25 protein-coding genes, 5 tRNA genes and 1 pseudogene are annotated in these 24,232 nt (G+C 62.8%); 8 read left to right on the plus strand and 23 right to left on the minus strand.

Annotated elements, in window-relative coordinates; translation table 11 throughout:
* Window positions 1-60 precede the first annotated feature (60 nt).
* The 8 genes from murB to WM94_RS24990 form a co-directional block, all read right to left on the minus strand.
* On the minus strand, window positions 61-1,080 hold the full coding sequence (gene murB / locus WM94_RS24955) for a UDP-N-acetylmuramate dehydrogenase (protein ID WP_061552362.1): 1,020 nt from the start codon (window positions 1,078-1,080) through the stop codon (window positions 61-63).
* Window positions 1,077-1,541: a low molecular weight protein-tyrosine-phosphatase gene (locus WM94_RS24960; protein ID WP_003259973.1), complete on the minus strand. Its 465-nt coding sequence runs from the start codon at window positions 1,539-1,541 to the stop codon at window positions 1,077-1,079. The genes murB and WM94_RS24960 overlap by 4 nt, the downstream gene beginning before the upstream one ends.
* Window positions 1,541-2,305 carry a 3-deoxy-manno-octulosonate cytidylyltransferase gene (gene kdsB / locus WM94_RS24965; RefSeq protein WP_015269402.1) on the minus strand — a complete coding sequence of 255 codons (765 nt, stop codon included), beginning with the start codon at window positions 2,303-2,305 and terminating at the stop codon, window positions 1,541-1,543. The genes WM94_RS24960 and kdsB overlap by 1 nt, the downstream gene beginning before the upstream one ends.
* On the minus strand, window positions 2,302-2,487 hold the full coding sequence (locus WM94_RS24970) for a Trm112 family protein (protein WP_011532874.1): 186 nt from the start codon (window positions 2,485-2,487) through the stop codon (window positions 2,302-2,304). The genes kdsB and WM94_RS24970 overlap by 4 nt, the downstream gene beginning before the upstream one ends.
* A 44-nt stretch (window positions 2,488-2,531) precedes the next feature.
* Window positions 2,532-3,533 (minus strand): tetraacyldisaccharide 4'-kinase, encoded by a 1,002-nt coding sequence (lpxK, locus tag WM94_RS24975; RefSeq protein ID WP_061552363.1) that lies wholly within the window; start codon window positions 3,531-3,533, stop codon window positions 2,532-2,534.
* Window positions 3,533-3,967: a biopolymer transporter ExbD gene (locus tag WM94_RS24980; protein WP_013971564.1), complete on the minus strand. Its 435-nt coding sequence runs from the start codon at window positions 3,965-3,967 to the stop codon at window positions 3,533-3,535. The genes lpxK and WM94_RS24980 overlap by 1 nt, the downstream gene beginning before the upstream one ends.
* Window positions 3,964-4,599 (minus strand): MotA/TolQ/ExbB proton channel family protein, encoded by a 636-nt coding sequence (locus WM94_RS24985; RefSeq protein WP_003259970.1) that lies wholly within the window; start codon window positions 4,597-4,599, stop codon window positions 3,964-3,966. Before WM94_RS24985 ends, WM94_RS24980 begins: the two co-directional genes overlap by 4 nt.
* A gap of 218 nt (window positions 4,600-4,817) precedes the next feature.
* On the minus strand, window positions 4,818-7,031 hold the full coding sequence (locus WM94_RS24990; protein WP_061552402.1) for a DNA internalization-related competence protein ComEC/Rec2: 2,214 nt from the start codon (window positions 7,029-7,031) through the stop codon (window positions 4,818-4,820).
* Window positions 7,032-7,173: 142 nt separating this feature from the next.
* Here WM94_RS24990 and WM94_RS29805 point away from each other — a divergent pair.
* Window positions 7,174-7,680 (plus strand): annotated as a pseudogene (locus WM94_RS29805) (DUF2062 domain-containing protein); the annotation flags it as partial.
* A gap of 9 nt (window positions 7,681-7,689) precedes the next feature.
* Here the strand turns inward: WM94_RS29805 and WM94_RS24995 are convergent.
* From WM94_RS24995 to WM94_RS25005, 3 genes are all read right to left on the minus strand, one after another.
* Window positions 7,690-8,469: an ABC transporter permease gene (locus tag WM94_RS24995; RefSeq protein WP_015269397.1), complete on the minus strand. Its 780-nt coding sequence runs from the start codon at window positions 8,467-8,469 to the stop codon at window positions 7,690-7,692.
* Complete coding sequence (locus WM94_RS25000) at window positions 8,466-9,398, minus strand: ABC transporter ATP-binding protein (protein WP_013971560.1); 933 nt, start codon at window positions 9,396-9,398, stop codon at window positions 8,466-8,468. Before WM94_RS25000 ends, WM94_RS24995 begins: the two co-directional genes overlap by 4 nt.
* Window positions 9,399-9,542: 144 nt before the next feature.
* Complete coding sequence (locus WM94_RS25005; protein WP_061552364.1) at window positions 9,543-10,166, minus strand: glutathione S-transferase; 624 nt, start codon at window positions 10,164-10,166, stop codon at window positions 9,543-9,545.
* A 282-nt stretch (window positions 10,167-10,448) separates the two neighbouring features.
* On the opposite strand from WM94_RS25005, the gene WM94_RS25010 reads away from it, so the two are divergent.
* The gene (locus WM94_RS25010; RefSeq protein WP_061552365.1) at window positions 10,449-12,896 is read left to right on the plus strand and encodes an acyl-CoA dehydrogenase; all 2,448 of its coding nucleotides are present in this window, start codon (window positions 10,449-10,451) and stop codon (window positions 12,894-12,896) included.
* A gap of 133 nt (window positions 12,897-13,029) precedes the next feature.
* Here the strand turns inward: WM94_RS25010 and WM94_RS25015 are convergent, their stop codons facing one another.
* Entirely contained in the window at window positions 13,030-13,464 is a 435-nt protein-coding gene (locus WM94_RS25015; RefSeq protein ID WP_061552366.1) for a hypothetical protein, read from the minus strand.
* A gap of 272 nt (window positions 13,465-13,736) precedes the next feature.
* Here WM94_RS25015 and WM94_RS25020 point away from each other — a divergent pair, with 272 nt between their 5' ends.
* The 3 genes from WM94_RS25020 (at window position 13,737) to WM94_RS25030 (ending at window position 15,665) form a co-directional block, all read left to right on the plus strand.
* Window positions 13,737-14,150: a PA2817 family protein gene (locus WM94_RS25020; RefSeq protein WP_061552367.1), complete on the plus strand. Its 414-nt coding sequence runs from the start codon at window positions 13,737-13,739 to the stop codon at window positions 14,148-14,150.
* A 162-nt stretch (window positions 14,151-14,312) separates the two neighbouring features.
* Window positions 14,313-14,855, plus strand: a complete 543-nt coding sequence (locus tag WM94_RS25025) for a fimbrial protein (RefSeq protein WP_061552368.1) — start codon at window positions 14,313-14,315, stop codon at window positions 14,853-14,855.
* 63 nt (window positions 14,856-14,918) lie between these two features.
* Window positions 14,919-15,665, plus strand: a complete 747-nt coding sequence (locus tag WM94_RS25030; RefSeq protein WP_082810643.1) for a molecular chaperone — start codon at window positions 14,919-14,921, stop codon at window positions 15,663-15,665.
* 6 nt (window positions 15,666-15,671) lie between these two features.
* On the opposite strand, the gene WM94_RS25035 is transcribed toward WM94_RS25030, so the two are convergent.
* Entirely contained in the window at window positions 15,672-17,237 is a 1,566-nt protein-coding gene (locus tag WM94_RS25035) for a hypothetical protein (protein ID WP_256207052.1), read from the minus strand.
* Window positions 17,234-17,353, minus strand: a complete 120-nt coding sequence (locus WM94_RS31240; protein ID WP_156486010.1) for an autotransporter outer membrane beta-barrel domain-containing protein — start codon at window positions 17,351-17,353, stop codon at window positions 17,234-17,236. Before WM94_RS31240 ends, WM94_RS25035 begins: the two co-directional genes overlap by 4 nt.
* Here WM94_RS31240 and WM94_RS25040 point away from each other — a divergent pair.
* A complete protein-coding gene (locus WM94_RS25040) occupies window positions 17,312-17,548 on the plus strand; it encodes a fimbrial protein (protein ID WP_061552369.1) in 237 nt (78 codons plus the stop codon). The genes WM94_RS31240 and WM94_RS25040 overlap by 42 nt on opposite strands.
* 109 nt (window positions 17,549-17,657) lie before the next feature.
* Here WM94_RS25040 and WM94_RS25045 read toward each other — a convergent pair.
* From WM94_RS25045 to WM94_RS25065, 5 genes are all read right to left on the minus strand, one after another.
* Window positions 17,658-17,733 (minus strand) — tRNA-Gly (locus WM94_RS25045).
* 85 nt (window positions 17,734-17,818) lie between these two features.
* Window positions 17,819-17,894, minus strand: a tRNA-Gly gene (locus tag WM94_RS25050).
* 3 nt (window positions 17,895-17,897) lie between these two features.
* Window positions 17,898-17,973 (minus strand) — tRNA-Glu (locus WM94_RS25055).
* Between the two features lie 91 nt (window positions 17,974-18,064).
* Window positions 18,065-18,140: transfer RNA gene (locus tag WM94_RS25060), tRNA-Gly, on the minus strand.
* Between the two features lie 4 nt (window positions 18,141-18,144).
* Window positions 18,145-18,220: transfer RNA gene (locus WM94_RS25065), tRNA-Glu, on the minus strand.
* 287 nt (window positions 18,221-18,507) lie between these two features.
* On the opposite strand from WM94_RS25065, the gene WM94_RS25070 reads away from it, so the two are divergent.
* The gene (locus WM94_RS25070; RefSeq protein WP_061552370.1) at window positions 18,508-19,275 is read left to right on the plus strand and encodes a hypothetical protein; all 768 of its coding nucleotides are present in this window, start codon (window positions 18,508-18,510) and stop codon (window positions 19,273-19,275) included.
* A gap of 127 nt (window positions 19,276-19,402) precedes the next feature.
* Here the strand turns inward: WM94_RS25070 and WM94_RS25075 are convergent, their stop codons facing one another.
* Window positions 19,403-19,885 (minus strand): GAF domain-containing protein, encoded by a 483-nt coding sequence (locus WM94_RS25075; RefSeq protein ID WP_003260813.1) that lies wholly within the window; start codon window positions 19,883-19,885, stop codon window positions 19,403-19,405.
* Entirely contained in the window at window positions 19,886-20,773 is an 888-nt protein-coding gene (locus tag WM94_RS25080; protein WP_061552371.1) for an ATP-binding protein, read from the minus strand.
* 200 nt (window positions 20,774-20,973) lie between these two features.
* On the opposite strand from WM94_RS25080, the gene WM94_RS25085 reads away from it, so the two are divergent.
* Window positions 20,974-23,331 carry an ATP-binding protein gene (locus tag WM94_RS25085; protein ID WP_061552372.1) on the plus strand — a complete coding sequence of 786 codons (2,358 nt, stop codon included), beginning with the start codon at window positions 20,974-20,976 and terminating at the stop codon, window positions 23,329-23,331.
* On the opposite strand, the gene WM94_RS25090 is transcribed toward WM94_RS25085, so the two are convergent.
* Together WM94_RS25090 and msrB are read right to left on the minus strand one after the other, a co-directional pair.
* Window positions 23,321-23,809 (minus strand): glutathione peroxidase, encoded by a 489-nt coding sequence (locus tag WM94_RS25090; RefSeq protein WP_015269382.1) that lies wholly within the window; start codon window positions 23,807-23,809, stop codon window positions 23,321-23,323. The genes WM94_RS25085 and WM94_RS25090 overlap by 11 nt on opposite strands.
* A gap of 13 nt (window positions 23,810-23,822) precedes the next feature.
* Window positions 23,823-24,218 (minus strand): peptide-methionine (R)-S-oxide reductase MsrB, encoded by a 396-nt coding sequence (gene msrB / locus WM94_RS25095; RefSeq protein WP_015269381.1) that lies wholly within the window; start codon window positions 24,216-24,218, stop codon window positions 23,823-23,825.
* Between the last annotated feature and the right edge of the window lie 14 nt (window positions 24,219-24,232).

Consider the following 24,232-nt stretch of genomic DNA (forward strand, 5'->3'; position numbering starts at 1 on the left):
GCCCTATGAAGCCCCTGTGGGAGCGGATTCAGCCGCGAAAGGGCCAGCCCAGGCACTGAATCAGTAGAGGTTAGGCTCCATCTCCAGCTCGACCCCGAACCGCTCGAGGATATCGGCCTGGATCCGCCGCGCCAGTGCATGCATCTGCGCCCCGCTCGCCTGGCCGTAGTTGACCAGCACCAGCGACTGCAAACGATGCACCCCGGCATCCCCCTCGCGGTGGCCCTTCCAGCCTGCCTGCTCGATCAACCAGCCTGCCGCCAGCTTCACCTGGCCATCGGCTTGGGGATAAGCCACTACCCCTGGGTTCTGCGCACGAATACGCTCGACCAGTTCCGCCGAGACCACCGGGTTCTTGAAGAAGCTCCCGGCATTACCCAGCTCTGCCGGGTCTGGCAGCTTCTCGCGGCGAATGCTGCAGATCGCCTCGCTGATCGCCTGCGCGGTCGGCTCGGTCACGCCCTGTTCCGCCAGGCGCTGGCGCACCGGGCCGTAGTCCAGGTGGGCCTGCAGCGTACGGCTCAAGGCAAAGCGCACACGCAGGATCAACCAACGCCCAGGGTTGCGCTTGAACAGGCTGTCGCGATACCCGAAGGCACACTCAGCCAGGCCGAAGTCACGCAACTCGCCGGTCTCGCGGTCCAGGGCGGTCAGGCCGACGAACATGTCCTTGATCTCCACGCCATAGGCGCCCACGTTCTGCATCGGCGCGGCGCCAACGGTGCCGGGAATCAGGCTGAGGTTTTCCAGCCCGCAATACCCCTGCGCCAGTGCCCACTGCACAAACGGGTGCCACGGCTCACCGGCCTCGGCCTCGACCACGATACGTTCACCATCGTCGCTGAGCACGCGCCGACCACGGCTGGCCATATGCAGCACCAGCGCATCGATATCGCGGGTCAGCAGCAAGTTGCTGCCACCGCCAATCACCAGCACCGGCACGCCGCCTTGCTGTGCCTGGGCCAGCGCCAGGCGCACCTCCTGGTCATCATGTGCCTGGGTGAAATACCGCGCCTTCACGTCGATGCCAAAGGTGTTGTACGGCTTGAGCGATACCTGCTCCTGCCACTGCACTGTCATAGCCGCCCCTTGATTTCCAGGACCAGCGCCTGGCACGCCGCTTCAACCAGGTCGAGCACCTGCTCGAAGCCGTCGGCGCCACCGTAGTACGGGTCTGGCACTTCATCCAGCGCTGCGCCATAGCGGCGCAGGAACAGGTCGAGCTCCCCCACTGCCGTGTGCGGGCGCATCGCACGCAAATGGCCAAGGTTGCTCTCGTCCATGGCCAGGATCAGGTCATATTCGGCAAAGTGCGCCGCCTTGACCTGCTGAGCGCGTTGCTGCGAAAGGTCATAGCCACGCGCCAGCGCTGCCTTGCAGGTGCGGCTGTCAGGCGCCTTGCCGACGTGCCAGTCGCCGGTGCCGGCCGAGGCCACATGCACCCGGTCGGCAAGCCCGGCAGCCTGCAATTGATGGCGCAGCACGCCTTCGGCGGTGGGCGAGCGACAGATATTGCCGAGGCAGACGAACAGGACGCGCATCAGGCCTCCAGCAAGCGCCGTACGCGCTCCAGGTCTTCAGGGGTATCCACGCCCACGGCAGGCGCCTCGATGGCGTCTTCGACGTGGATGCGTACGCCATGCCACAGGGCACGCAGCTGCTCCAGCGCTTCGGTCTGCTCGAGCCAGCATGGGCCCCAACTGACGAAGTCCTGCAGGAAGCCGACGCGGTAGGCGTACATGCCGATGTGGCGGCGATATGGCACGCCTTCTGGCAACAGGTTGCGATCCTTGGCAAAAGCATCGCGAGCCCAGGGCAGCGGCGCACGGCTGAAGGTCAGGGCCAGGCCGTTCTTGTCGCTGACCACCTTGACCGCATTGGGGTTGAACACCGTTTCCGGCTCATGAATCGGTTCGGCCAGGGTGGCGATGCCGGCTTCCGGATGCGCCGCCAGGTTGGCTGCCACCTGGTCGATGATCACCGGCGGGATCAGCGGCTCGTCGCCCTGCACATTGACCACGATGGCATCGGCAGACAGGCCTAGGTGTACGGCCACTTCGGCCAGGCGGTCGGTGCCGGACTCATGGTCGGCACGGGTCAGCAGCACTTCGGCACCGAAGGCCTTGCAGGCCTCTACGATGCTGGCGTCGTCGGTGGCGATGACCACGCGGCTGGCGCCGCTCTTGCGGGCCTGTTCCCACACATGCTGCACCATCGGCTTGCCGGCGATCGACAGCAATGGCTTGCCCGGCAGGCGCGTGGAGCGCAGCCGGGCGGGGATCACCACGGTGAAATCCAGGCTCATTTGTCCAGACGCTCTTCATCGGTCAGGGTGCGTGCCTCGCTTTCCAGCATGACCGGGATGCCGTCGCGGATCGGGTAGGCCAGGCCAGCACCCTTGCTGATCAGCTCGGTCTTGTCGGCACTGAGCTTGAGCGGGCCCTTGGTGATCGGGCAGGCCAGGATATCGAGCAGTTTGGTGTCCATTTGAGGCTTCCTTTAGGCCAGGTGGCCGGGAATTGAAAAAGGGCTCAGGGCTTGCGCAGCAAGCGTTGCAACTGGTTGTCGAACCAGGCGCTGAAAGCCGGCGTGGGCTGCGCCTCGACGGCCAGGTACCACCAGTCGTCAGCGGCGAAGGCCCGGCATTTCACCGCATCCTTCTCGGTCATGACCAGCGGCAGCGGCGGGCTGAAGGCCAGGCTCCGGGCGCTGAACTGCGCATGGTCGGCAAAGGGATGCGGCACCGGCTGCCAGTTTAGCCCCAGCAGGGTATTGAAGAAACGTTGCGGGTTGCCGATACCGGCCACCGCGTGCAGGCGTTGGCCTGCAGGGAAATGGTCAAGCGCGCGGCGCTCGCCACTGCGCAGGTTCACCAGGGCGGACGGCTGCAGGCGGAAGCCGAAACCATCGGCGCGGTCTGCGCTGGCGCCGTTGAACAGCACTGCGTCAGCCTCGCGCAGGCGCTCGGCGGGCTCACGCAGTGGCCCCGCCGGCAGGCAGCGGCCATTGCCCAGGCCGCGGGCGGCATCGATCAGCACCAGCTCCAGGTCGCGCGCCAGGCGATAGTGCTGCATGCCGTCGTCACACAGGATCAGGTCGAGGGGTTCGCTGGCCAGCAATGCCTGCACGGCCCGGGAGCGGTCGGGGTCGATCATCAGCGGCACGCCGGTGCGCTGCACGATCAGCAGCGGTTCGTCGCCGGCCTGCCCGGCAGCCTGATCGGGCTGCACGCGCCAGGGTAGCTGCGGCGGTTCGGCGCCATAGCCACGGCTGACCACGCCCACCTTCACCCCCTGCTTGCGGCAATGCTCGATCAGCCAGAGGATCATCGGCGTCTTGCCGGTACCACCCACGGTAATGTTACCCACCACGATGACCGGCACCGGGGCCCGGTAGCTGGCACTTTCGCCACTGAGAAAACGCGCCCGCTTGCGCGTGACCACGCGGCGATACAGCGCCTCCAGCGGGCGCAGCAGCGCCAGGGCCGGGTGCCCGGCGTACCAGGCGGCGAGCAGGCGGTCGGCGAAGGCCATCAAGGTGTGCCCTGGGCCGCCTCGACAGTGGTCATGCGCAACTGGCTGAAACCGAGCTTGCCGGCGGCATCCATCGCAGTGACCACGGCCTGGTGCGGGGTCTTGCCGTCGGCGCTGATGGCCAGCGGCAGCTTGTTGTCGCCGCCCGACTCACGCTCGATCGCTTCGCTCAGGGTGGCCAGGTCGCTCTTTGGCAGCAAGTGGTTGTTCACCGAGTACACGCCTTCGGCGCTGATGGTGATTTCCACCAGCTTGCCCTGGTCGGGCGCCGCCGGTTCGGCGCTGGCGGCTTCAGGCAGCTCGACGCGCAGCTGGGTCTCGCGGGTGAAGGTGGTGGTGACCACGAAAAACAGCAGCAGGACGAACACCACGTCGATCAGCGACGCCAGGTTGATGTCGACGTTCTCCCGCTGGCGATTGCGCCGGAACTTCACGCCTTGCCTCCGGCCACTTCCACTTCACGGTCGCCCTGGATCACTTCCACCAACTTGATAGCTTCCTGCTCCATGCCCACCACCAACTCATCGATACGGCGCAGCAGGAAGCGGTGGAAGAATACCGCCGGGATACCGACCATCAGGCCGGCCGCGGTGGTGACCAGGGCCTTGGAGATACCACCGGCCAGCACTGCGGCGTTGGCGGTCATCTGCGAGCCCATGAAGGCGCTGAAGATGTCGATCATGCCCAGCACGGTGCCCAGCAGGCCCAGCAGCGGGGCCATGGCGGCGATGGTGCCGAGGGTGCTGATGTAGCGTTCCAGTTCGTGGATGACGCGCGAGGCGGCCTCCTCGATGCATTCCTTCATGATTTCGCGACCATGGCGCGAGTTGGCCAGGCCGGCGGCGAGGATTTCGCCCAATGGCGAATCAGCACGCAGGGCCTTGAGCTTGTCACTGGTCAGTTGCTTGTCCTTGATCCATATCCACACCTGGCCGAGCAGGTGCGGCGGGGTGACGCGACTGACGCGCAGGGTCCACAGGCGCTCGACGACGATAGCCATGGCAGCGATGGAGCTCAGAATGATCGGCAGCATCATCCAACCGCCGGACTTGACCAATTCCCACACAGTAAACGCCCCTTCGGAAAAAGGCCGCCACTCTACCATAGGCGCGCCGGGGGCTCATCTGCCGGAGGTCAGGGAATTGGCCTACCCCGGTTTCAACCTTGAGTTGTCGGGTGGCTGAACTGGCCCTTTCGCGGGTGAACCCGCTCCCACAGGTTTTGTACCATCCTCAGGTTCAGTGCAGTACCTGTGGGAGCGGGTTTACCCGCGAAAGGGCCTGCTCAGCCACCGCCCGCATCCCTCCAGAAACGCCGCTGTCGGCGCACACTCTCGACCTCCCCCAGCCTCCCCAGCACCAACCGCAACGCCCCCTGCTCCGCCGTGTCATGCATCACCACCCCATGCCGCCGATAACGTTCGACCACCTGCGAGTGCGGGTGCCCGAAGCTGTTGTTGCGCCCGCGCGAAATCAGTACCCCGCGCGGCGCCGTGGCACGGATGAAGGCCTCGCTGGACGAACTGCGGCTGCCATGGTGCGGCGACTGCAGCCAGTCGACCCGCGGCGCTTCTGTGGCCGCCAGCCAGGCCCGTTCGGCACCGGCTTCCATATCTCCCGCCAGCAACAACCGCTCACCCTGCGCCTCGACCAGCAACGCACAGGAGCGGTCATTGCTGCTCTGTCCATCAGCCCAGCGCCACAGCGAAAAGCGCACGCCATCCCACGTCCATTGCTCGCCACTGACACAAGGTTGCAGTTGCATGTCATCCAGCACTTCGCCGCCGATCACCCGTTCGACCGGCAGGCCACGTATGATTGCACCAGCACCACCGGCGTGGTCGGCATGGGCGTGGCTGACCAGCATCAAGTCCAGGCTGCCCACCCCCAGCTTGCGCAAGGTCGGCAACACCACCCGCTCGCCCAGGTCGCTCTCTCTCCTGGCCGGCCCGGCGTCGTACAGCAGGTTGTGATGCCGAGTGCGCAACAACACCGCCAGCCCTTGGCCGACGTCCAGCTGCCAGACCTCGACCTGGCCGAACGGCACCGTCTCCCGGGGTACCCACAGCGCCAGCAGCATTACGCCACCCAACCCGCGCAGTGGAACGCCACGGGGCATCAAAACCAGCAGCGCGCCCAGGCACACCAGCAGCCAGGCCCACAATGGCAGGGCTGGTGGCAGCCACGCCGGCTGCTGCGCCGCCAGCGCCAGCAGCCGGAAAAGCACATCAAGCAAACCACCCGCCAGCCAGAGCAGCGCCTCCCCTACCCCACCCAACGGCAGCAGCAAAGTACCCAGCAACGCCAATGACAGCACGGCTATGCTGACCCAGGGCACCGCAACAAGGTTGGCCAGCGGCGCACTCAAGCTCACCGGCAAGCCCGTAGCCAGCAGTACCGGCAGCAAGCCGATGGCAATCACCCATTGCGCCCGCGTCCAGGCCTGCCAGGGCCGCCAACTGCCCAGGCGGGCACTGAAGCAATAGACAAGCGTGGCCACGGCCGCGAACGACAGCCAGAACCCGGGCAGCAGCGCGGCCAACGGCTCCACCAACAGTACGGCAATCAGCGCCAGCAACAACGGTAAGGTCGCACCCAGTTGGCGAAAACGCAGGCGCCAGAGCAACACCACGGCCAGCATCAGGCAGGCACGCTGCACCGGTACACCGCCACCGGCCAACCAACCGTAGGCCAGTGCCGCAGCCATGGCCAGGCCACACGCCCAGGGCAGCCAGGGCAACCGAGCGGGCCACAGCCCCCAACGCGCCAGCCCGGCAACCAGGCCATACAGCAAGCCGGCAACCAGGCCGATGTGCTGGCCAGAGATCACCAGCAAGTGCACCGTGCCGGTGGCCTGCAACGTTTGCCAGTCCTCCCGGGCCAGGCCCGCCCCGTCGCCAAGCACCAGCGCCACCATCGCTGCCTGCCGGCCATTGGCCTCGACTGCCAGCAGGCGCTGGCGCAGCGTGTCGCGCCAGCCGCCGGCAACCGGCGCCAGCAACTGCCCGGCCTTGACCGTACCGGTCGCACCGACCCGCCGCGCTAGCAATTGCGCCTCACGGTCCGGCCCATGCGGGTTGAGCAGCCCGGCCGGGCGCTGCAAGGTCACCGCCAGCCGCCACTGCTCGCCCGCGCGCAGCGGCGGGCCGTCGAACCAGCTCAGTTGCAGACGCTGAGGCAGCTCTGCCCGCCGCGAGCGGGCCGCGTTTAGCTCGAAGCGCACACCCTGCGCAGTCCGGGTCGGCAGGCCGACCACCTGGCCCTCAAGCCACAGCGTGCGGCCATCCAGCCCTGGGGCCAGGCGGTCATCCAGCGCCAGCTGCGCAGACCAGCAGGCCCAACACAGGCCCAACAGAAAACAGCCCAGTGGCCACAGCCGGGTAAACAGGCCGAGGCCACCGGCTACAGCCAGCAGCACCAGCCATCCGACCGATGGCAATGCGGGGAGAAAGCCCAGACACAACAGCCCGAGCGCGAGCGCAAACATCCCTGTGCGCATGAAGTAGAGCTCCAGAAGCGAAATCACCTTCTGAGGCATAGCCCAATTGCCGGCAGCGCTTGCTCAACAATTGTCACAAACTCTAAACGAGGCTGAGCGGGAATCAGGGCATACTGCCCGGATCAATGCTCCGGGAGCCTACATGCCGCGCCGACTTTTCAAACGCTACATGCCGGACCCGACCAGTATTCGGGAACACAAGTCCTTACGCTTTTTCGGCAAGTTGCTGCATGACCCGAACCTCTGGCACCTGAACCGCCATTCGGTGGCGAGGGCCATGGGCGTTGGCCTGTTCGCGGCGCTGATCCCGATGCCGGCGCAAATGCTGCTGGCCGCCGCGCTGGCCATTCCGCTGCGCGGCAACCTGCCGATCGCGGTCAGCCTGGTTTGGCTGACCAACCCGCTGACCATGCCACCGGTGTTCTTCGTCACCTACATGACCGGCGCCTGGCTGATGCAGGTACCGCCGCGCACCCTGCCCGACGAACTGACTTTCCAGTGGATAACCGACCAGCTGTCGACGTTGTGGCAACCTTTCCTGCTCGGCTCGGTGGTGTGCGGTGTGGTGCTGGGCATCCTTGGCTACTTCACCACCATGCTCTACTGGCGCTGGTGGGTGGGCCGGCAGTGGCGTCTGCGCCAATGCCGGTGCAAGGCTTCAGGCACGCATGCCGCGGCCGCTGACCAGCAGGCGAACGCACACCAGGTACAGCACCGCGGTGGCGACCAGCATGAAGGTAATCGCCGTACCAATGCTGATATCCGACACCCCTAGAATGCCGTAGCGGAACGAGTTGACCATGTGCAGAACCGGGTTGGCCAACGACACGGTCTGCCAGAACGGCGGCAGCAGGTTGATCGAATAGAACACCCCGCCCAGGTACGTCAGCGGCGTCAGCACGAAGGTCGGGATGATCGAGATATCGTCGAAGTTGCGTGCGAACACCGCGTTGACGAAGCCCAGCAGCGAGAAAATGGTTGCGGTCAGCAGTACCACGACCACGGTCACGCCCAGGTGGTGCACCTGCAAATGGGTGAAGAACAGCGACAGGAAGGTCACGATCACGCCCACCGCCAAGCCGCGCAGCACGCCACCCAGCACATAACCGACGAGGATGGTGTGTGGCGAAACCGGCGACACCATCAACTCCTCGATAGAACGCTGGAACTTGCTGCCGAAGAAGCTCGACACCACGTTGCCGTAGGAGTTGGTGATCACCGACATCATGATCAACCCCGGCACGATGTACTCCATGTAGCTGAAGCCACCCATGTCGCCGATCTGCCGACCGATCAGGTTACCGAAGATGACGAAGTACAGAACCATGGTGATCGCTGGCGGCAACAGGGTCTGCGGCCAGATACGCAGGAAGCGCCGCACTTCGCGGTAGACGATGGTGTTCAGGGCGACCCAGTTGGTGCGCAGCTCCACACTCATACGGCCACCTTCGACAGGTTTTTTTCCACCAGGGACACGAACAGCTCCTCGAGTCGGTTGGTCTTGTTGCGCAGGCTCTGCACCTCGATGTTCTGCAGCGCCAGCTGGCCGAACAGCGCAGTGATGCCGATGTCCTTGTCCACCTGCACTTCCAGGGTGTGCGGGGTCAGCAGCCGGCACGGGTAGCCCTGCAGCACCGGTGCAGTGGCCAGGTCCTGCCTGAGGTCGAGCACGAAGGTTTCGACATGCAGCTTGCCCAGCAACTGGCGCATGCTGGTGTTCTCGACGATGGTGCCGTGGTCGATGATGCCGATGTTACGGCACAGCTGCTCGGCCTCTTCCAGGTAGTGGGTGGTGAGGATGATGGTGATGCCCTTCTGGTTCAGCTCGGTGAGGAAGCTCCACATCGAACGACGCAGTTCGATGTCCACACCGGCGGTGGGCTCGTCGAGAATCAGCAGGCGCGGTTCGTGGATCAGCGCGCGGGCAATCATCAGGCGGCGCTTCATGCCCCCCGACAGCGAACGCGACTGCACGTCACGCTTGTCCCACAGGCCGAGCTGGGTCAGGTACTGCTCGGCACGCTCCTTGGCCACCTTGGGCGGGATGCCGTAGTAACCGGCCTGGGTCACGACGATGTCGAAGGTTTTCTCGAACTGGTTGAAGTTGAACTCCTGCGGCACCACGCCCAGGCAACGCTTGAGCGCCGACGGCTCGCGGTCCAGGTCGTGGCCGAACACGTTGACCGTGCCGCTGGTCTTGTTCACCAGGGTGGAGAGGATGCCGATGGTGGTGGACTTGCCCGCGCCGTTGGGGCCGAGCAAGGCGAAGAAGTCGCCTTCGGCAACATCCAGATCGATGCCCTTGAGGGCCTGGAAGCCGTTGCCGTAGGTCTTGGTCAGCTGTCGGATGGACAGGGCGGAACTCATAGCGGGTCACTTACCGAGAAAAAGGTGCAGGACACGCCAGGTAAAGGCACTGGCGCAGTGAGTGCGGCCAATGGTGCTTGGCCTGGCCACACAAGTACAGTCATGTGTATTGATAATGACTATCGAAGTGGCCGTGGTGTTCGATCAGGTCAGCGCAGTCATTACCGCTGCCTGGTATGCAGGGCGGGCCTTGAGGCGCTCGTACCAGGCCTCAAGGTGACGCATGGCCGGGCGCTCGATGGGCATTTCGAACCAGGCATAGATGAAGCTGCCCAGTGGGATGTCGCCCATGCCGATCTGGTCACCGGAAAGGTACGGTTGTTTGGCCAGGGCTTCGTCGGCAATGGCCAGCAGCTGGGAGCATTGCTTGTGCGCAGCGTTGATCGCCACCCAGTCGCGCTGGTCTTCCGGGGTGCGCAACAGGCCCCAGAACAGTGGGCGGAACGGCGTGGCGAAGGACGAGGTGGTCCAGTCCATCCACTTGTCCGCCAGGGCGCGCTGACGCGGGTCGTCCAGGTACCAGCCCTGCTCCGCACCGTACTCGGCGCACAGGTAGCGGACGATGGTGTTGGACTCCCACAGGGTCAGGTCGCCGTCTTCCAGCATCGGCACCAGGCCGTTGGGGTTGCGCGCGCGGTAGTGCGGCTCGTTGACCACGCCGAAGGCGCCGCCAGCGTCGATCGACTCGAAATCCAGGCCCAGTTCGTGGGCGATCCATAGCGCCTTGCGCACATTGCTCGAATTCTTGCGGCCCCAGATCTTCAGCATGGCAACGTCCTTATGAATGCGGAGGTGGTGCAGTCTACTCCAGACTTTCGTCGCCTGTACCGGCCTCTTCGCGGGTAAACCCGCTCCTACAGGGTTCTGCGCCAGACCTGAGAGTGATGCAGTACCTGTGGGAGCGGGTTCACCCGCGAAGAGGCCGGTACAGACAAACACCGGACTGAAACTCCCACCGCCATACCCTGTCACTGTTCTGACCCGGCCGTTCTCAGCGATGCGTCTAAGCTGTCTGGGACGGCTTACCCCTGGTTCCAAGGAGGACCGATTATGTTGCTGTTGTGGTTGGTAGTGCTGGTGATCGGCGCGGCGTACCTCACGCACCGGCGCCTGGCGCCCTTGCAGATTCTTGGCATCATGGCGGCTTATGTACTGCTGATGGGCATTTTCAGCAGTGCTCCCGGCTGGCTGCTGACCCTGATCTGGATAGTGCTGGCCCTGAAAGTCGCCCTGGTGGCGCTGCCGGAATGGCGCCGCAAGGTATTCACCGGTCCGGTGTTCAAGTGGTTCCAGCGCACCCTGCCGCCGATGTCGCAAACCGAGCGCGAGGCGATCGACGCCGGCACTGTGTGGTGGGACGGCGAACTGTTCAGCGGCCGTCCCGATTGGCGCACCCTGCTCGCCTACCCGGCTCCACAGCTGACCGAAGAAGAACAGGCATTCATCGACGGCCCGACGGAACAACTGTGCGCCATGGTCAGCGACTGGCAGATCGGCCAGGACATGGACCTGCCGCCCGAAGCCTGGGCGCATATCAAGCAGAATGGGTTCTTCGCCCTGATCATCCCCAAGGAATATGGCGGCAAGGGCTTTTCAGCCTACGCCCACTCCCAGGTGGCGATGAAACTGGCCACCCGCAGCGGCGACCTGGCTTCTACCGTGATGGTGCCCAACTCGCTCGGCCCGGCCGAGCTGCTGTTGCATTACGGCACTGACGAACAACGCAACCACTACCTGCCACGCCTGGCGCGTGGCGATGAAATACCCTGCTTCGCCCTCACCGGCCCGCTGGCCGGCTCCGACGCAGGCGCCATGCCTGACACCGGCGTGGTCTGCAAAGGGCAATGGAACGGCGGAGAGGTCATCGGCCTGCGCCTGAACTGGGAAAAGCGCTACATTACCCTCGGGCCCGTCGCCACCCTGCTAGGCCTGGCGTTCAAGGCCTACGACCCGGACCACCTGTTGGGCGAGCAGGAAGAACTGGGTATCAGCCTGGCGCTGATCCCTACCGACACGCCCGGCGTCGAAATCGGCAAACGCCACCTGCCACTGGGCGCCGCGTTCATGAACGGCCCCAACAGCGGCAAGGACGTATTCGTGCCGCTGGATTTCCTCATCGGTGGCCAGGCCATGCTCGGCAAGGGCTGGATGATGCTGATGAACTGCCTGTCGGTAGGCCGCTCCATCTCCCTGCCGGCCGTGGGCACTGGCGCAGCCAAATACACCAGTCTGGTCACCGGCCAGTACGCCAACATCCGCGAACAGTTCAATGTCCCCCTGGCTGCATTCGAAGGCATCCAGGAGTCGCTGGCACGCATCGGCGGCAATGCCTGGCTGATGGACAGCGCGCGGTTGCTGACCGCCAAGGCCGTGGACCTGGGCGAGAAGCCCTCGGTGCTGTCGGCGATCCTCAAGTACCATCTGACCGAGCGCGGCCGCGAATGCATCCAGCACGCCATGGACGTGCATGGCGGCAAGGCCATCATCATGGGGCCGAACAACTACCTGGGGCGCAACTGGCAAGGCGCGCCGATCTTCATCACCGTCGAGGGGGCAAACATCCTTTCGCGCAACCTGATGATCTTCGGCCAGGGCGCCATCCGCTGCCATCCGTTCGTGCTCAAGGAAATGGCCCTGGCCGGGCGCGAGGACCGCGATCAGGCATTGAGGGAATTCGATGACCTGCTGATGAAACACATCATGTTCGCCGCCGGCAATGCGGCCAGCACACTGATACTCAGCCTGGGGCTGGGGCGACTGGAACCCGTGCCCGGCGATGCTCTGAGCCAAGGTTACTTCCGTGCACTCAACCGCCAGGCAGCAGCCTTCGCCCTGCTGGCTGACCTGTCGATGATGCTGCTGGGCGGCGCGCTGAAACGCCGCGAGCGGCTGAGTGCAAGGCTGGGGGATGTGCTGAGTTACCTGTACCTGGCCAGCGCTGCGCTCAAGCGCTATCACGACCTGGGCTCACCGGAACACATGCAGCCCTTGCTGCGCTGGGCGATGGAAGAGAGCCTGGGCCAGGCGGAAACAGCCCTGGACCGGTTGCTCGACAACTTCCCCAACCGCTTTGCCGGCTGTGCGTTGCGCGTGCTGGTGTTCCCCTTCGGCCGTCGCCACACCGGGCCGAGCGATGAACTGGATGCAGAGGTGGCGGCGCTGATCGGCCGCAGCAAGGGCGACCCGGCGCTGGAAGAGCTCCTTGCTGGCTGCTTCAGGCCGCAAGGCGAGGGCGACCCGGTGGCAGCGCTGCAACGGGCTTGCGACTTGCTGGATGAAACCGTGCCACTGCACAAGGTGCTTCATGAGGCGATCAAGGAGGGCAAGCTGCAGCCAGCACCCGGGCAGTCTCTGATCGATGCGGCAGTCGAGCATGGCGCACTGCAGCCGAACGAGGGGCAACGGTTGCGTGAAACCGAGCAAGCCCGCCGCACGGTCATCGGCGTGGACGCCTTCGACAAAACGCAGTTGCTACTGGGGCAGGGCAAGGTACGTTGACCTGCTGATTGCCAGACGCGATTTTGGAGTACAAGCGGTCTTGTGTTTCGACGGGGCGCAAAGCGGCCCCGTCTCTTGGGAAATGTCCCACACCTTGGCAACACGTAATACAGCGCGTGTGCCTGAGGGCCGCTCAGGCACTGGGTGGGAACTTGGAAAGCTGAACTTCACAATCTATTTGATGGTTCGCTTTCATATCAGCCTGGAGGAGAGCTGAGCCCGTTTTGGCAATCACCTTCAGGCCCAGGCCTTCGCTGACGAAGTCGCCAACGGAATAGGTTCCCAGCAGATAGCTGTATTCGGTCCGGTCGAGCGACGCGGGCCTGTGAGTGGTCAAGAATGTGATGGATGAGTGCACAACCCAATCGTCTGGGGCCTTTCTGTACTTCAACGTAATGGTCGAGGCAGAAGGGATGTCACTCATCGCAATCTTGCTGTTACTCGCATCAACCGTCTTATTGGCCCTTTCGCCACTGCCCTCTGCTGGCAAAGGCATGCCATGGCTGACGCCGGTCTCGTGCCAGAAGATGATGGCACCGTTCTGTGCCGGGGTGTTGTCCTTTACCATGATACGCACCTCGTGTGGAAGATTGAGTGCCGTGAACACCTATCACCGCCAGTAACGGTGCAGTGTCGCTGCGTGGGCTTGAATCTAGATCAACACCCGTGCGTGCGCACCTGGCAGAATTGACAGGTCCATGGTTCGCACGCGGTGCTTGCCGACCATGTCGCATCGGGTAATCACAAGGCGCAATGGGGCGGAGCAGCCACCACCTTCCCCAACCCGCCCTTAACCGGCGTATACTCCGCCCCCGTTTCAACCGCCCCGAGGACCGCCCCATGGCCAACCCCCACCAGGAATACCACCTCCAACTGCTGAACCACCTGCGTACCATTCTGGTGGCTCTGGGTGAAGCCGAGCAGGTACCGGAGGAAAGCCACACCCTGTTTCTCGAACGTTTCGACGAATTGCTGACCCTGCTGCCGCAAGACCCGCTGGAAAGCCAGTACCTGGGCCAGGACCTGATCTGCCAGGTGATCCAGCGCTACCCGCAAATCGCCCATCTGGTGCCACGCGACCTGCTGTGGTTCTTCGGGGGGGACTGCCTGCACTACATGCCAGACGAAGAGCTGGAGCTGTACCAGCAACTGGAAGAACGCCGTTACGAAGCCGAGCAGAGCGGCGAAGCGTTCGACTGGCACCAGCAGAAGCGTCTGTTGAGCCAAGCTCAAGGCGACAATACCCAGCACTGATATGCACAGCACACCGCACGCTTGCGAGCGTGCCTTGCAATGTCTCCAATTACCTCACCAAAGGTAGACTTCGCCTACAGCTTCACCCCGCCCCCCTTTCTATCCTGCACGCCGAACAGTTTTTGCCTGTTCGGCCCGTTTTTTCGCCCCCAGGATCAGAAAATGAAAAAAACCCTTCTCGCCATCGCCTTTGGCCTGGCAAGCAGCACAGCATTTGCAGATACAGGCACGATCACCTTCGCCGGCTCGATCAAACCCGGTGGTACCTGCCCTATCGACCTGGTGATCCCAGGAACCGGAACCAGCATCCCCAGGCTTGAAATGGGCAGCCTACGAGCGGAGGACTTCCCAGCTACAGGTAGCAAGTCCAAGCTGATTCGTTTCGCCTTGAAGGTCACTCCAGGTGCCGGCTGTATAATCGGCGGTCAAGATGGCTATGTCACGTACAAGCCCGTTTACGATACAGCAGGTACAAAGCTATATGGCCTTGACAAAATCGACCCGGATGCCGCGAAAGGAATAGCGCTTGCCATCCTGGATAGAGCACAAAACTATGTGGAGCCCAATAAGGAATCCATCGCATATCCGCTCGACGATACCCTGCCCTCGGAGATGGACTTCTTTGCACACTACGAGTCCACCGACAAGACCGTAGAGCCTGGCCACGCAAACGTCCTGGTCGAATACACGTTCGCGCTCAAGTAGCAACAAGCCCCCAGGCTCGATCAGGGCCTGGGGCACACGCAACGCCCCCTGTAGAGACTCCCCATGCGCCATCCGACTTCAAGCAAGTTCAACCTGACCTCGGCCTATGCCCTGGCCATCTGCATGCTCCTGCTCGCCCCCTTCAGCGCCAATGCCGCCCTGACCATCAGCTCCACCCGTATCATCCAACCCAGTGACCGACAAAGCACCAGCATCGTCGTGGCCAACCCAAGCAACCGGGCCTATGCCGCACAAGCCTGGATCTATACTGAAGCCGATGACAGCACCACTGCGGTCCCCTTGATTGCCTCGCCAGCGCTATTCCGCATCGACCCGGGCAGCGAGCAGACCGTGCAGCTCAACCGCCTGCCGAATGACTTGCCAAAAGACCGCGAGTCACTGTTCTTCTTCAACCTGCAGGAAATCCCGCAAGCCAACGATAAACCTGACAATGTGCTGAACATCGCCCTGCGCACACGCATCAAGGTTTTCTTCCGCCCCAGCCAGCTAAAGGGTCGCCCACAGGATCATCTAAAAAACCTCACTTGGTCCGTGCAATCCATAGACGGCAAGCCGCACCTGGTGGTGGACAACCCTACTCCCTACTACTTCACCTTCAACCAGCTGACCTTCATCACCCCAAAGGGCAGCGAAAAAATCGATGCCAGGAAGATGGCCATCCCGTTGGGCAGGCAAACCTATCCGCTGAAAACACTGCCAGCCCAGGGCAACCTGAAGGTCGATTTCACCACCATCAATGACTACGGAGCCATAACGCCAGCAATGTCCAGCCCGGCAAGGCGCTCATGAGCCTGATCAGGCTTTCAGCACAGGGTGATATTCCGGGAAGTCGACCCAATGCGCCCCGTCATCGAAACTCACCTGCACATGCAGGGTGAACTGGGCGTCACGTTTGAGGGTGGCGAGAAACGTCTTCGGCACGGTGACGTCCTGGTTTGCCCCAACGCCCTGACGCACCTGCATTTCGTTTATGGCATGCGCGGTCAGGACATGATGCGGTCCAGCCTCGGCACCGCTCTGCAACACCCCCGTCACCCAGATACTGATGCGCTGCCCAACCGCAATCAATCGCCACGGAGCCAGCTGTACGGGCACCCTGGCCGGTGCACTTGCCAGACTGAAGCCATCGCTGGTGGCACCTATCAGTTCGATAAGAGGCAGTTTTTCTGTGAGAGCCGTGACTTTCAGATTGCGCGGGGTGGAGGGAAACTCATCGATGCCGTCATCAACCTTGTATGAAACCTTGAGTACCTGGTTACTGTAAGCCAGCAAATTCTTCTCAGGGATCAAGAACCGTTTATCTGTACCCGGCAACACTTCGGATGTTGTGAAATAACCCGCATCACCTGGCTCTCCCCAAATGACGGTCACCCGCTCCTCCGGATAAATCACGGCCTCTTCGGGAACGATGACCACCATCGGAGGCCGGTAGTCATTCAACTGCAACGACAACGCTTCTCCAGAGCCTGTTGCCTGGGGTATTTCAAGCCAAGGCAAGGTCCGGGGAATTGGAGCGGCAGCTATCTGCAACGGCACAGGCCTGGACCGGGCGCTGAGATTGCCCGCGCGGTCACGTATCTGATAGTGGACATAGCGCTCACCATCGCCTCGCGATCTTATATCGTCGCCTTCGATCGACAGGAAAATCGGCTGAGAAGTGTCCTGCCTGGTAATCGTATATTCGCCAAGCTTGTCATTGGCAAAGGGGCGATCGTCCCAGTAGTAGATAATTACATCGCCTACCGCAGCCTTCTGGTAAACAGGTAGCTCAGCGAGTAAGCGATCTTCATGCTTTTCCAGATAGCGTGCCGTCACCCCCTCGCGTCCGACTTCCTCATCAAACAGCAAAAGCCCCTCATCGCCGCCGAGTACCGGGGGGACAGTATCAATCGTAAGGGTCAGCGGACTGGAGTGTGTGATAACACCATTGAACCCATACACTTCATAAGTGACTTCCTGGGTGCCGTGCAGCAGCACTGCTACAGGGGCTTCCACGAAAAGCTCGTCCTCGGGTATCTTATCCTCCCAACGCTTTGGCTCACCAACCGCCACTCCGTTCCAGTACAGCGTCAATACCTCTGGAAGACCAGGCATCGGGTTGGACTCTTGCCAGATGGGCACTTCGATCCTCAACGGCCGGCCAAGGGCCGCAACCGGCAACAAATTCAGCTCACCCTCAGGGATGTTCGCGAGCGCCGCCGGCGCAGAAGGAGGGTCGAGCAGGCGCTTGCGAAACAGGCTCGCTAACTTCTTTTGCAGCCAGAACAGAAAGCCCGCGGGTTTGATGTACATATCACCATCCTCTTTGAATCCGACCCACAAAAAAGGAAGGCCGAGGCCTTCCTTCTCCTTAGTGATCACCAGTTGTACCGGAACCCGACATTAGCCCCCCACGGCTGCTCGATCTTTTCTCCGTTGGCGTAATCGAAATCGGCATGCAGTTGCATGCGCTCGTTCAAACTGATGGCGACACCCATGCCGACGGGGTCGAAATCCAGTTGCTGCGCGGCGACACAAGCAACCCCATGCCCCTGCAAGCGGAAGTGCGCATGAAGCCCGTGGAAATCGGCATCACCCGCCTGGACTTTTACGCCCGCTACTACCAGAGCTCGCCGATAGTGAAGCCAGGTTCGGCCGAGGGAGCACTGAGCTTTACCGTAAGCTACAAATGACAGGCAAAAAAAAGACCGCAGGGCTAATACCCTGCGGTCTGGATGGCGAAGAAAAGCAAACGACAAAAACGAAGAAAGGGACTTGCGTCCCTTTCTTCGTTCTTCGATTTGGAGCGGGAAACGAGACTCGAACTCGCGACCCCGACCTTGGCAAGGTCGTGCTCTACCAACTGAGCTATTCCCGCATTGTGAAACCTTACCGCTATCGGCGTGAAGCGCCTTGAAGACCTTCACCACCACTGCACCGCATAGACGCCACAGTATTTAAACTGGAGCGGGAAACGAGACTCGAACTCGCGACCCCGACCTTGGCAAGGTCGTGCTCTACCAACTGAGCTATTCCCGCAAATGGCGTCCCCTAGGGGACTCGAACCCCTGTTACCGCCGTGAAAGGGCGGTGTCCTAGGCCACTAGACGAAGGGGACACACGACACTTTTCAGTGCACCAGGTTCGAACCTCACGATTCAGCCTGGATTTTCTTTTCCCGCCCCGCCATTAAGCGTTGCCGGAGAAACTGGAGCGGGAAACGAGACTCGAACTCGCGACCCCGACCTTGGCAAGGTCGTGCTCTACCAACTGAGCTATTCCCGCAATTTGGCGTCCCCTAGGGGACTCGAACCCCTGTTACCGCCGTGAAAGGGCGGTGTCCTAGGCCACTAGACGAAGGGGACACGCTGCTGGCATTACTGCCTGCTTTCACTCCCTGCCGCGTTTCGCTGTGTGCTTTACGCTGCAAGTGGCGCGCATTCTATGGATGGTTCGGACAGGCGTCAACCCCTTTGTAGAAATTTATTTAAATCAATGACTTCCGGGTGGGTTGGGGTGCAGATGCGGGATGGGTTGCCGATATAGAGAGAAGCAATCCTGTGCCGGCCCTTTCGCGGCTAAAGCCGCTATTCGCCCCCCGGCAAACTCACTACACTCAAAGCTGTAATTCTTCTTCAATGAGGCATTAACGGTGACACCACTTCTGATCACCCTGCTCATCGTGGCGGGTATCGCGTTGCTGATCATGATCGGCTACCTAAACAATGTGGTCGAGAACGGTAAGCTCGAACGCGCCCGGATGAAGGTCGAGCTGGCCGACCGCCTGCGCCGCTGTGGCGAAATCACCGAGACCTTCCCCGGCCAGTTCATGACCCCGGCCCTGAAGTTGCTGCTGACCCGCCTGGAGCTCAACCTCAACCAGCGTCAACTGGCGATGGACAAGCACAATGCCGAGATCAAGGCGCGCATCGCCGAACTGGAGAGGCTGATTGCCCTGGGTGCGCAAATCCCGGTAAACAACCCGCCCAACCCTATCCAGACCGAGATCAAGGCCAAGGATGTGCGCTTCCTGCTGGAAGCGTTGCACAACCAGGTGACCCGCGCCGCCCAGGAGGGCTTCCTGCCCACGCCCGAGGCCAAGCAATGGATCAAGGAAATCCGCCATATCCTGGTGCTGCTGCATATCGAGTTCTTCAACAACCTCGGCCAGCAGGCCCTGCAGAAAAACCAGCCAGGCCAGGCGCGCCTGGCCTTCGAGCGCGGCGTGCAGTACCTGCGCAAGCAGCCGGAACCGAAGGTGTATGAAGAGCAGCTGACGTACCTGGAGAAGCTGCTGGCCCGGGCCAATGCCCAGGTGCTGGACCGAATGGCCCCGGCGGAGGACGAGCAGAATGAACTGACCCAGGGGCTCAAGACCGATGAGGAAGAGACCTGGAAGAAGAAGGTGATGTACGACTGATGCTTTAACCTTTACCGGCCTCTTCGCGGCTAAAGCCGCTCCCACAGGGACCGCCTCGCCCTCAGGCTTGGTGCGATCCTTGTAGGAGCGGCTTTAGCCGCGAAGAGGCCGGTACAGGCAACAGATATCAACAGTCGGTCAACTCCAGAAAAATCGCCGCCAACCGCTCCAGCCCCACCTGATCCGCCTCACTGAAGCGCCCAAGCTTGGGGCTGTCCAGATCCAGCACACCAATCAGCCTGCCCTCCTTCACCAGCGGGATCACCAACTCGCTGTTGGACGCGCTGTCACAGGCAATGTGCCCCGGAAACGCATGCACGTCCTCTACCCGCTGGGTCTGCCGGGTGGCCGCTGCCGCCCCGCACACGCCTTTGCTGAACGGGATGCGCACGCATGCCACCTGGCCCTGGAACGGGCCCAGCACCAGTTCTTCGTTGCGGTTGAGGTAGAACCCCGCCCAGTTCAGGTCATCCACCTGGTTATAGAGGAACGCCGAAAACTGCGCGGCATTGGCGATGAAGTCACGCTCGTCGGCAAACAGCGCCTGCACTTGCGCCGCCAGCAGGTTGTAGCCGTCGAGGCCGGCGCCACTGGCATTGAGGTCGATCATTTACTTTTGCTCCAGCAATTGCAGCCCGACCCAGTAGCGGGCGAACTGATAGGCACAACGGCCATTACGGTTACCGCGGCCGGTGGCCCAGCGCACGGCGAGGATGTCGAGTTCTTCGCTGCGCTGCCAGGCCAGGCCGGCAGTTTGCGCGAGCTGGCCGATCCAGTGCTCGACCACGTTCAGGAAGTGTTCCTGGGTGAAGGGGTAGAACGACAGCCACAGGCCAAAACGGTCGGACAGGGCAATCTTGTCCTCCACCGCTTCACTGGGGTGCAGCTCGCCGTCCACGCGCTTCCAGTTCTCGTTGTCGCTCTCCTTTTCCGGCACCAGGTGGCGGCGGTTGGAGGTGGCGTACAGCAGCACATTTTCGGGAGCCTGCTCGAGCGAGCCGTCTAGCACGCTCTTGAGCACCCGGTAGTCGCCCTCCCCGGCTTCGAACGACAGGTCGTCGCAGAACAGGATGAAGCGCTGCGGCAGCTTCTGCAGCTGCTCGACTACACGCGGCAGGTCGGCCAGGTGATCACGTTCGATTTCGATCAGGCGCAGGCCGGCACCGGCGTGCTCGGCCAGCAAGGCACGTACCAGCGACGACTTGCCGGTGCCACGCGAGCCCCACAGCAGTGCATGGTTGGCTGGCATGCCGTTGATGAACTGATGGGTGTTGCGGCCCAGCTGGTCACGCTGCTGGTCGACACCGATCAGGTCGCTCAGGCGAATGTCCAGGCTGACTTCCAGCGGCAGCAGGTAGCCGCTGCGGCCATCACGCTGCCAGCGCGCGGCCAGGGTGGTGGCCCAGTCGATGTTCGGGCGCTGGGCCGGCAACAGGGGTTCGAGGCGGGCCAGTACCGATTCGGCGCGGTCCAGGAAAGCAATCAAGCGAGCGTCCATCAGGGCTCCTGCAAATTCAGATTCGGGGCTGCTGTGCCGGCCTCTTCGCGGCTAAAGCCGCTCCCACAGGTTTATCACCGCCCTTGAGACCTGTGATGTACCTGTGGGAGCGGCTTTAGCCGCGAAGAGGCCGGCACAGCCAGTAGAGCAATCAAGGCTGAATGTGTGACAGACCCACCAGCAGCCGGGGCTATTCGGCTATGCTTGCGCAGCGCAAGGGACGTGAAACCGGCTCGGGACACATGGATATCAAGTTCACCAATCGCCTGTCATACAAGCAAGCCCGGTTGACAGTCCTGGTCGGCTTCATCCTGGGAACATTGCTCAGTCTCATCCAGATCGGCATCGATTATGCCAGCGAAGACGCGTCCATCAACCGTGAAGTACGCGCCTTGCTGCAAATCAGCCACAACCCGGCCTCGCGCATCGCCTACAACATCGACTCGGAACTGGCGCTGGAGCTGACTCGCGGCCTGCTGGAGTCGCCGGCCATCATCCGTGCGCGGCTGATCGACAACAACGAAACGGTACTGGCCGACGTCGAACGGCCGCGCCTGGAGGACCGCTACCGGCCACTCAGCGACTTCCTGTTCGGCGATCAGCGCCAGTTCAAGGAACGCCTGTATCTGACCCACATGCCCGAGGAAAACCTCGGCACCCTCTACCTGGAGGTGGACACCTACGCCTTCGGCAGCCGCTTTCTCGACCGCGCCGGGATCACCCTGCTCAACGGCTTCGCCCGTAGCCTGGTGCTGACCGGCATCCTCCTGGCGCTGTTCTACATGATGCTGACCAAGCCGCTGGTGACGGTAATTGGCGCGCTCAGCGGCAGCGACCCGCGCAAACCCACGCAAACCCGCCTGCAATGCCCACCCGGACATGAACATGACGAAATCGGCGTACTGGTAAGGGTCGCCAACCAGCAGTTCGTCAGCATGGCCACCGAGATCGATCAGCGGCGCACCGCGGAAAACCGCCTGACCCAGTACCTCAACGAGCTGGAAGATATCGTCTCGGCACGCACCAACGAGCTGAAGGCCAGCAACAGCAGCCTGAGCCAGTCCAACCAGGAGCTGGAAGAAGCCCGCCGCCGGGCGCTGGACATGGCCCAGGCACGCGCCGCCTTCCTCGCCAACATGAGCCACGAAATCCGCACCCCGCTCAACGGCATGCTCGGCATGATCGCCCTCGCCCTGGACAGCCCGCTGCCCAGCGAGCAACGCCAGCAACTGGCGATTGCCCATGACTCGGGCAAGGTGCTGGTGGAGTTGCTCAACGATATTCTCGACCTGTCCAAGTTCGATGCAGGCCAACTGGAGCTGGAGCGCATTCCGTTCGACATGGGCTCGATGGTCGAGGACACTGCCAACCTGCTGTCGCAGAACACCGCGCAAAGCGTGGAGCTGACCTGCCTGATCGCCCGCGACTTCCCCAGCAGCGTGCTTGGCGACCCCACGCGGGTACGGCAGATCGTCAGCAACCTGCTGTCCAACGCCCTCAAGTTCACCCGCTTCGGCCGCGTGGATGTGCGCCTGTCGACCATCGTCGGCGGTGTGCGCCTGGAAGTGCGCGACACTGGCATCGGCATCCCCGAAGAAGCCCAGGCACGGATCTTCCAGCCATTCACCCAGGCCGGCGCCGGCATCACCCGCCAGTACGGCGGCACCGGCCTGGGCCTGGCGCTGACACGCAACCTGTGCAAGGCCATGCAGGGCCACCTGCATATCAAGTCCAATCCCGGCTTCGGCAGCCGCTTCACCGCCGAACTGCCGCTGGCCGTGCACACCGAGGCCATTGCGCCGGCACCGTTGCACGGGCGCGTGGCGGCGCTGAGCACGGCCGGTAGCGGCCTCGATGAACTATTGCAGGACCTGTTGCCCGCCTGGGGCCTAGCCTACCAGCACCATGACAGTTGCGCGGGGCTCGACGCCACGGCCATCGACCTGCTGATCACCGACAGCCTGGACCACCTGTTCGAACTGCGACCGGCATTGAAAACACCTATCTTGCTGGTGACCGCCTACGGCAACTTCCTGCCCAGCGAACAGTCGGTCGCCCTCGCCCCCCTGCACCAACTGGCCCGGCCACTGGCGCGCAACGCCCTGTACCAGACCTTGCGCCGCACCTTGCAGGGCCATGAGCCCGAACACCCGCTGGCGACCCCAGCCATCACCCTGGAACAAGGCCGCGCGCGCATCCTGCTGGTGGAGGACAACCCGGTGAACCAGCTGGTGGCCAAGGGCATGCTGGTCAAGCTCGGCTGCCAGGTACAGCTGGCCACCCAAGGCGCCGAGGCCCTGGAGCTACTGGAACAGGACGAATTCGATCTGGTCCTGATGGACTGCAACATGCCGGTGATGGACGGCTACGAGGCCAGCCGGCGTATCCGCCAAAGCGGTCGCTGGCCCGACCTGCCAATCGTCGCCCTCACCGCCAACGCCATGCCCGAAGAGCGCGAGCGCTGCCGGGCAGCCGGCATGAACGACTACCTGGCCAAGCCGTTCCGCCGTGAAGAGCTGCTGGCGCTGGTCGAGCACTGGGTGCCTGTCAACGGCTGAGCAGGCGCTCGATGTCCGCTTCCAGGGCCTGCGGCTTGGTGGTGGGGGCGTAGCGCGTTACCTGGCCAGAGGCCGGGTCGACCAGGAACTTGGTGAAATTCCACTTGATCTTCTGGCTGCCCAGAATGCCCGGGGCGCGCTGCTTGAGTTCGACGAACAGCGGGTGGCTGCCGGGGCCGTTGACCTCGACCTTGCGGAACAGCGGGAAGCTCACACCGAAATTGCGCTCGCAGAACTGGGCAATTTCCCGTGCATCGCCCGGCTCTTGCTTGCCGAACTGGTTGCAGGGGAAGCCCAGCACCACCAGGCCGCGTGCGCGGTAGGCCTGCCACAGTTGCTCCAGGCCCTTGTACTGCGGGGTAAAGCCGCACTGGCTGGCGGTATTGACCACCAGCAGCGCCTTGCCAGGGAAGTCGCCGAGCTTCTTGTGCTCGCCGCCCAGGGTCACGCAGGGGATGTCCAGTATCGATCCAGCCATGGTCGGGCTCCGGTCAGTCGCGCGGGCGCAGGTCGATGCACACCGAGTTGATGCAGTAGCGCAGGCCGGTCGGTGGCGGGCCATCGGGGAACACGTGGCCCAGGTGCGCATCGCAGCGGGCACAGGTGACTTCGGTGCGGATCATGCCGTGGGAGGTGTCGCGAATCTCGATCATCGCGCTTTCCTCGATGGGTGCGTAGAAGCTCGGCCAGCCGCAGCCGGAATCGAACTTGGTCTGCGCATCGAACAGCGGCAGCCCGCAGCAGATGCAATGGTAGATGCCGTCGCGACGCTCGCTGTTGTACTTGCCGCTGAACGGCCGCTCGGTGCCCTTGAGGCGGCACACCTGGTACTGCTCGGGGTCGAGCATCGACCGCCATTGTTCCAGGGTTTTCTCGATCTTTTGCATGTAGGGACCTCGGC

The organism is Pseudomonas sp. ABFPK, assembly GCF_001586765.1.
Classification (GTDB): domain Bacteria; phylum Pseudomonadota; class Gammaproteobacteria; order Pseudomonadales; family Pseudomonadaceae; genus Aquipseudomonas; species Aquipseudomonas asiatica.

Excerpts from the sequence above, each read along its gene's own strand:
- WM94_RS24960 (WP_003259973.1), bottom strand. The coding sequence starts at position 1,541 with ATGCGCGTCCTGTTCGTCTGCCTCGGCAATATCTGTCGCTCGCCCACC.
- murB (WP_061552362.1), bottom strand. The coding sequence starts at position 1,080 with ATGACAGTGCAGTGGCAGGAGCAGGTATCGCTCAAGCCGTACAACACC.
- WM94_RS25025 (WP_061552368.1), top strand. The coding sequence starts at position 14,313 with ATGAAAAAAACCCTTCTCGCCATCGCCTTTGGCCTGGCAAGCAGCACA.
- WM94_RS24970 (WP_011532874.1), bottom strand. The coding sequence starts at position 2,487 with ATGGACACCAAACTGCTCGATATCCTGGCCTGCCCGATCACCAAGGGC.
- WM94_RS31240 (WP_156486010.1), bottom strand. The coding sequence starts at position 17,353 with ATGGGTGTCGCCATCAGTTTGAACGAGCGCATGCAACTGCATGCCGAT.
- WM94_RS25075 (WP_003260813.1), bottom strand. The coding sequence starts at position 19,885 with ATGATCGACCTCAATGCCAGTGGCGCCGGCCTCGACGGCTACAACCTG.
- WM94_RS25005 (WP_061552364.1), bottom strand. The coding sequence starts at position 10,166 with ATGCTGAAGATCTGGGGCCGCAAGAATTCGAGCAATGTGCGCAAGGCG.
- WM94_RS25080 (WP_061552371.1), bottom strand. The coding sequence starts at position 20,773 with ATGGACGCTCGCTTGATTGCTTTCCTGGACCGCGCCGAATCGGTACTG.
- WM94_RS24995 (WP_015269397.1), bottom strand. The coding sequence starts at position 8,469 with ATGAGTGTGGAGCTGCGCACCAACTGGGTCGCCCTGAACACCATCGTC.
- WM94_RS25090 (WP_015269382.1), bottom strand. The coding sequence starts at position 23,809 with ATGGCTGGATCGATACTGGACATCCCCTGCGTGACCCTGGGCGGCGAG.
- WM94_RS25015 (WP_061552366.1), bottom strand. The coding sequence starts at position 13,464 with ATGGTAAAGGACAACACCCCGGCACAGAACGGTGCCATCATCTTCTGG.
- msrB (WP_015269381.1), bottom strand. The coding sequence starts at position 24,218 with ATGCAAAAGATCGAGAAAACCCTGGAACAATGGCGGTCGATGCTCGAC.
- WM94_RS25040 (WP_061552369.1), top strand. The coding sequence starts at position 17,312 with ATGCAGTTGCATGCGCTCGTTCAAACTGATGGCGACACCCATGCCGAC.
- WM94_RS25085 (WP_061552372.1), top strand. The coding sequence starts at position 20,974 with ATGCTTGCGCAGCGCAAGGGACGTGAAACCGGCTCGGGACACATGGAT.
- WM94_RS24990 (WP_061552402.1), bottom strand. The coding sequence starts at position 7,031 with ATGCGCACAGGGATGTTTGCGCTCGCGCTCGGGCTGTTGTGTCTGGGC.
- WM94_RS25020 (WP_061552367.1), top strand. The coding sequence starts at position 13,737 with ATGGCCAACCCCCACCAGGAATACCACCTCCAACTGCTGAACCACCTG.
- WM94_RS25030 (WP_082810643.1), top strand. The coding sequence starts at position 14,919 with ATGCGCCATCCGACTTCAAGCAAGTTCAACCTGACCTCGGCCTATGCC.
- kdsB (WP_015269402.1), bottom strand. The coding sequence starts at position 2,305 with ATGAGCCTGGATTTCACCGTGGTGATCCCCGCCCGGCTGCGCTCCACG.
- lpxK (WP_061552363.1), bottom strand. The coding sequence starts at position 3,533 with ATGGCCTTCGCCGACCGCCTGCTCGCCGCCTGGTACGCCGGGCACCCG.
- WM94_RS25010 (WP_061552365.1), top strand. The coding sequence starts at position 10,449 with ATGTTGCTGTTGTGGTTGGTAGTGCTGGTGATCGGCGCGGCGTACCTC.
- WM94_RS25000 (WP_013971560.1), bottom strand. The coding sequence starts at position 9,398 with ATGAGTTCCGCCCTGTCCATCCGACAGCTGACCAAGACCTACGGCAAC.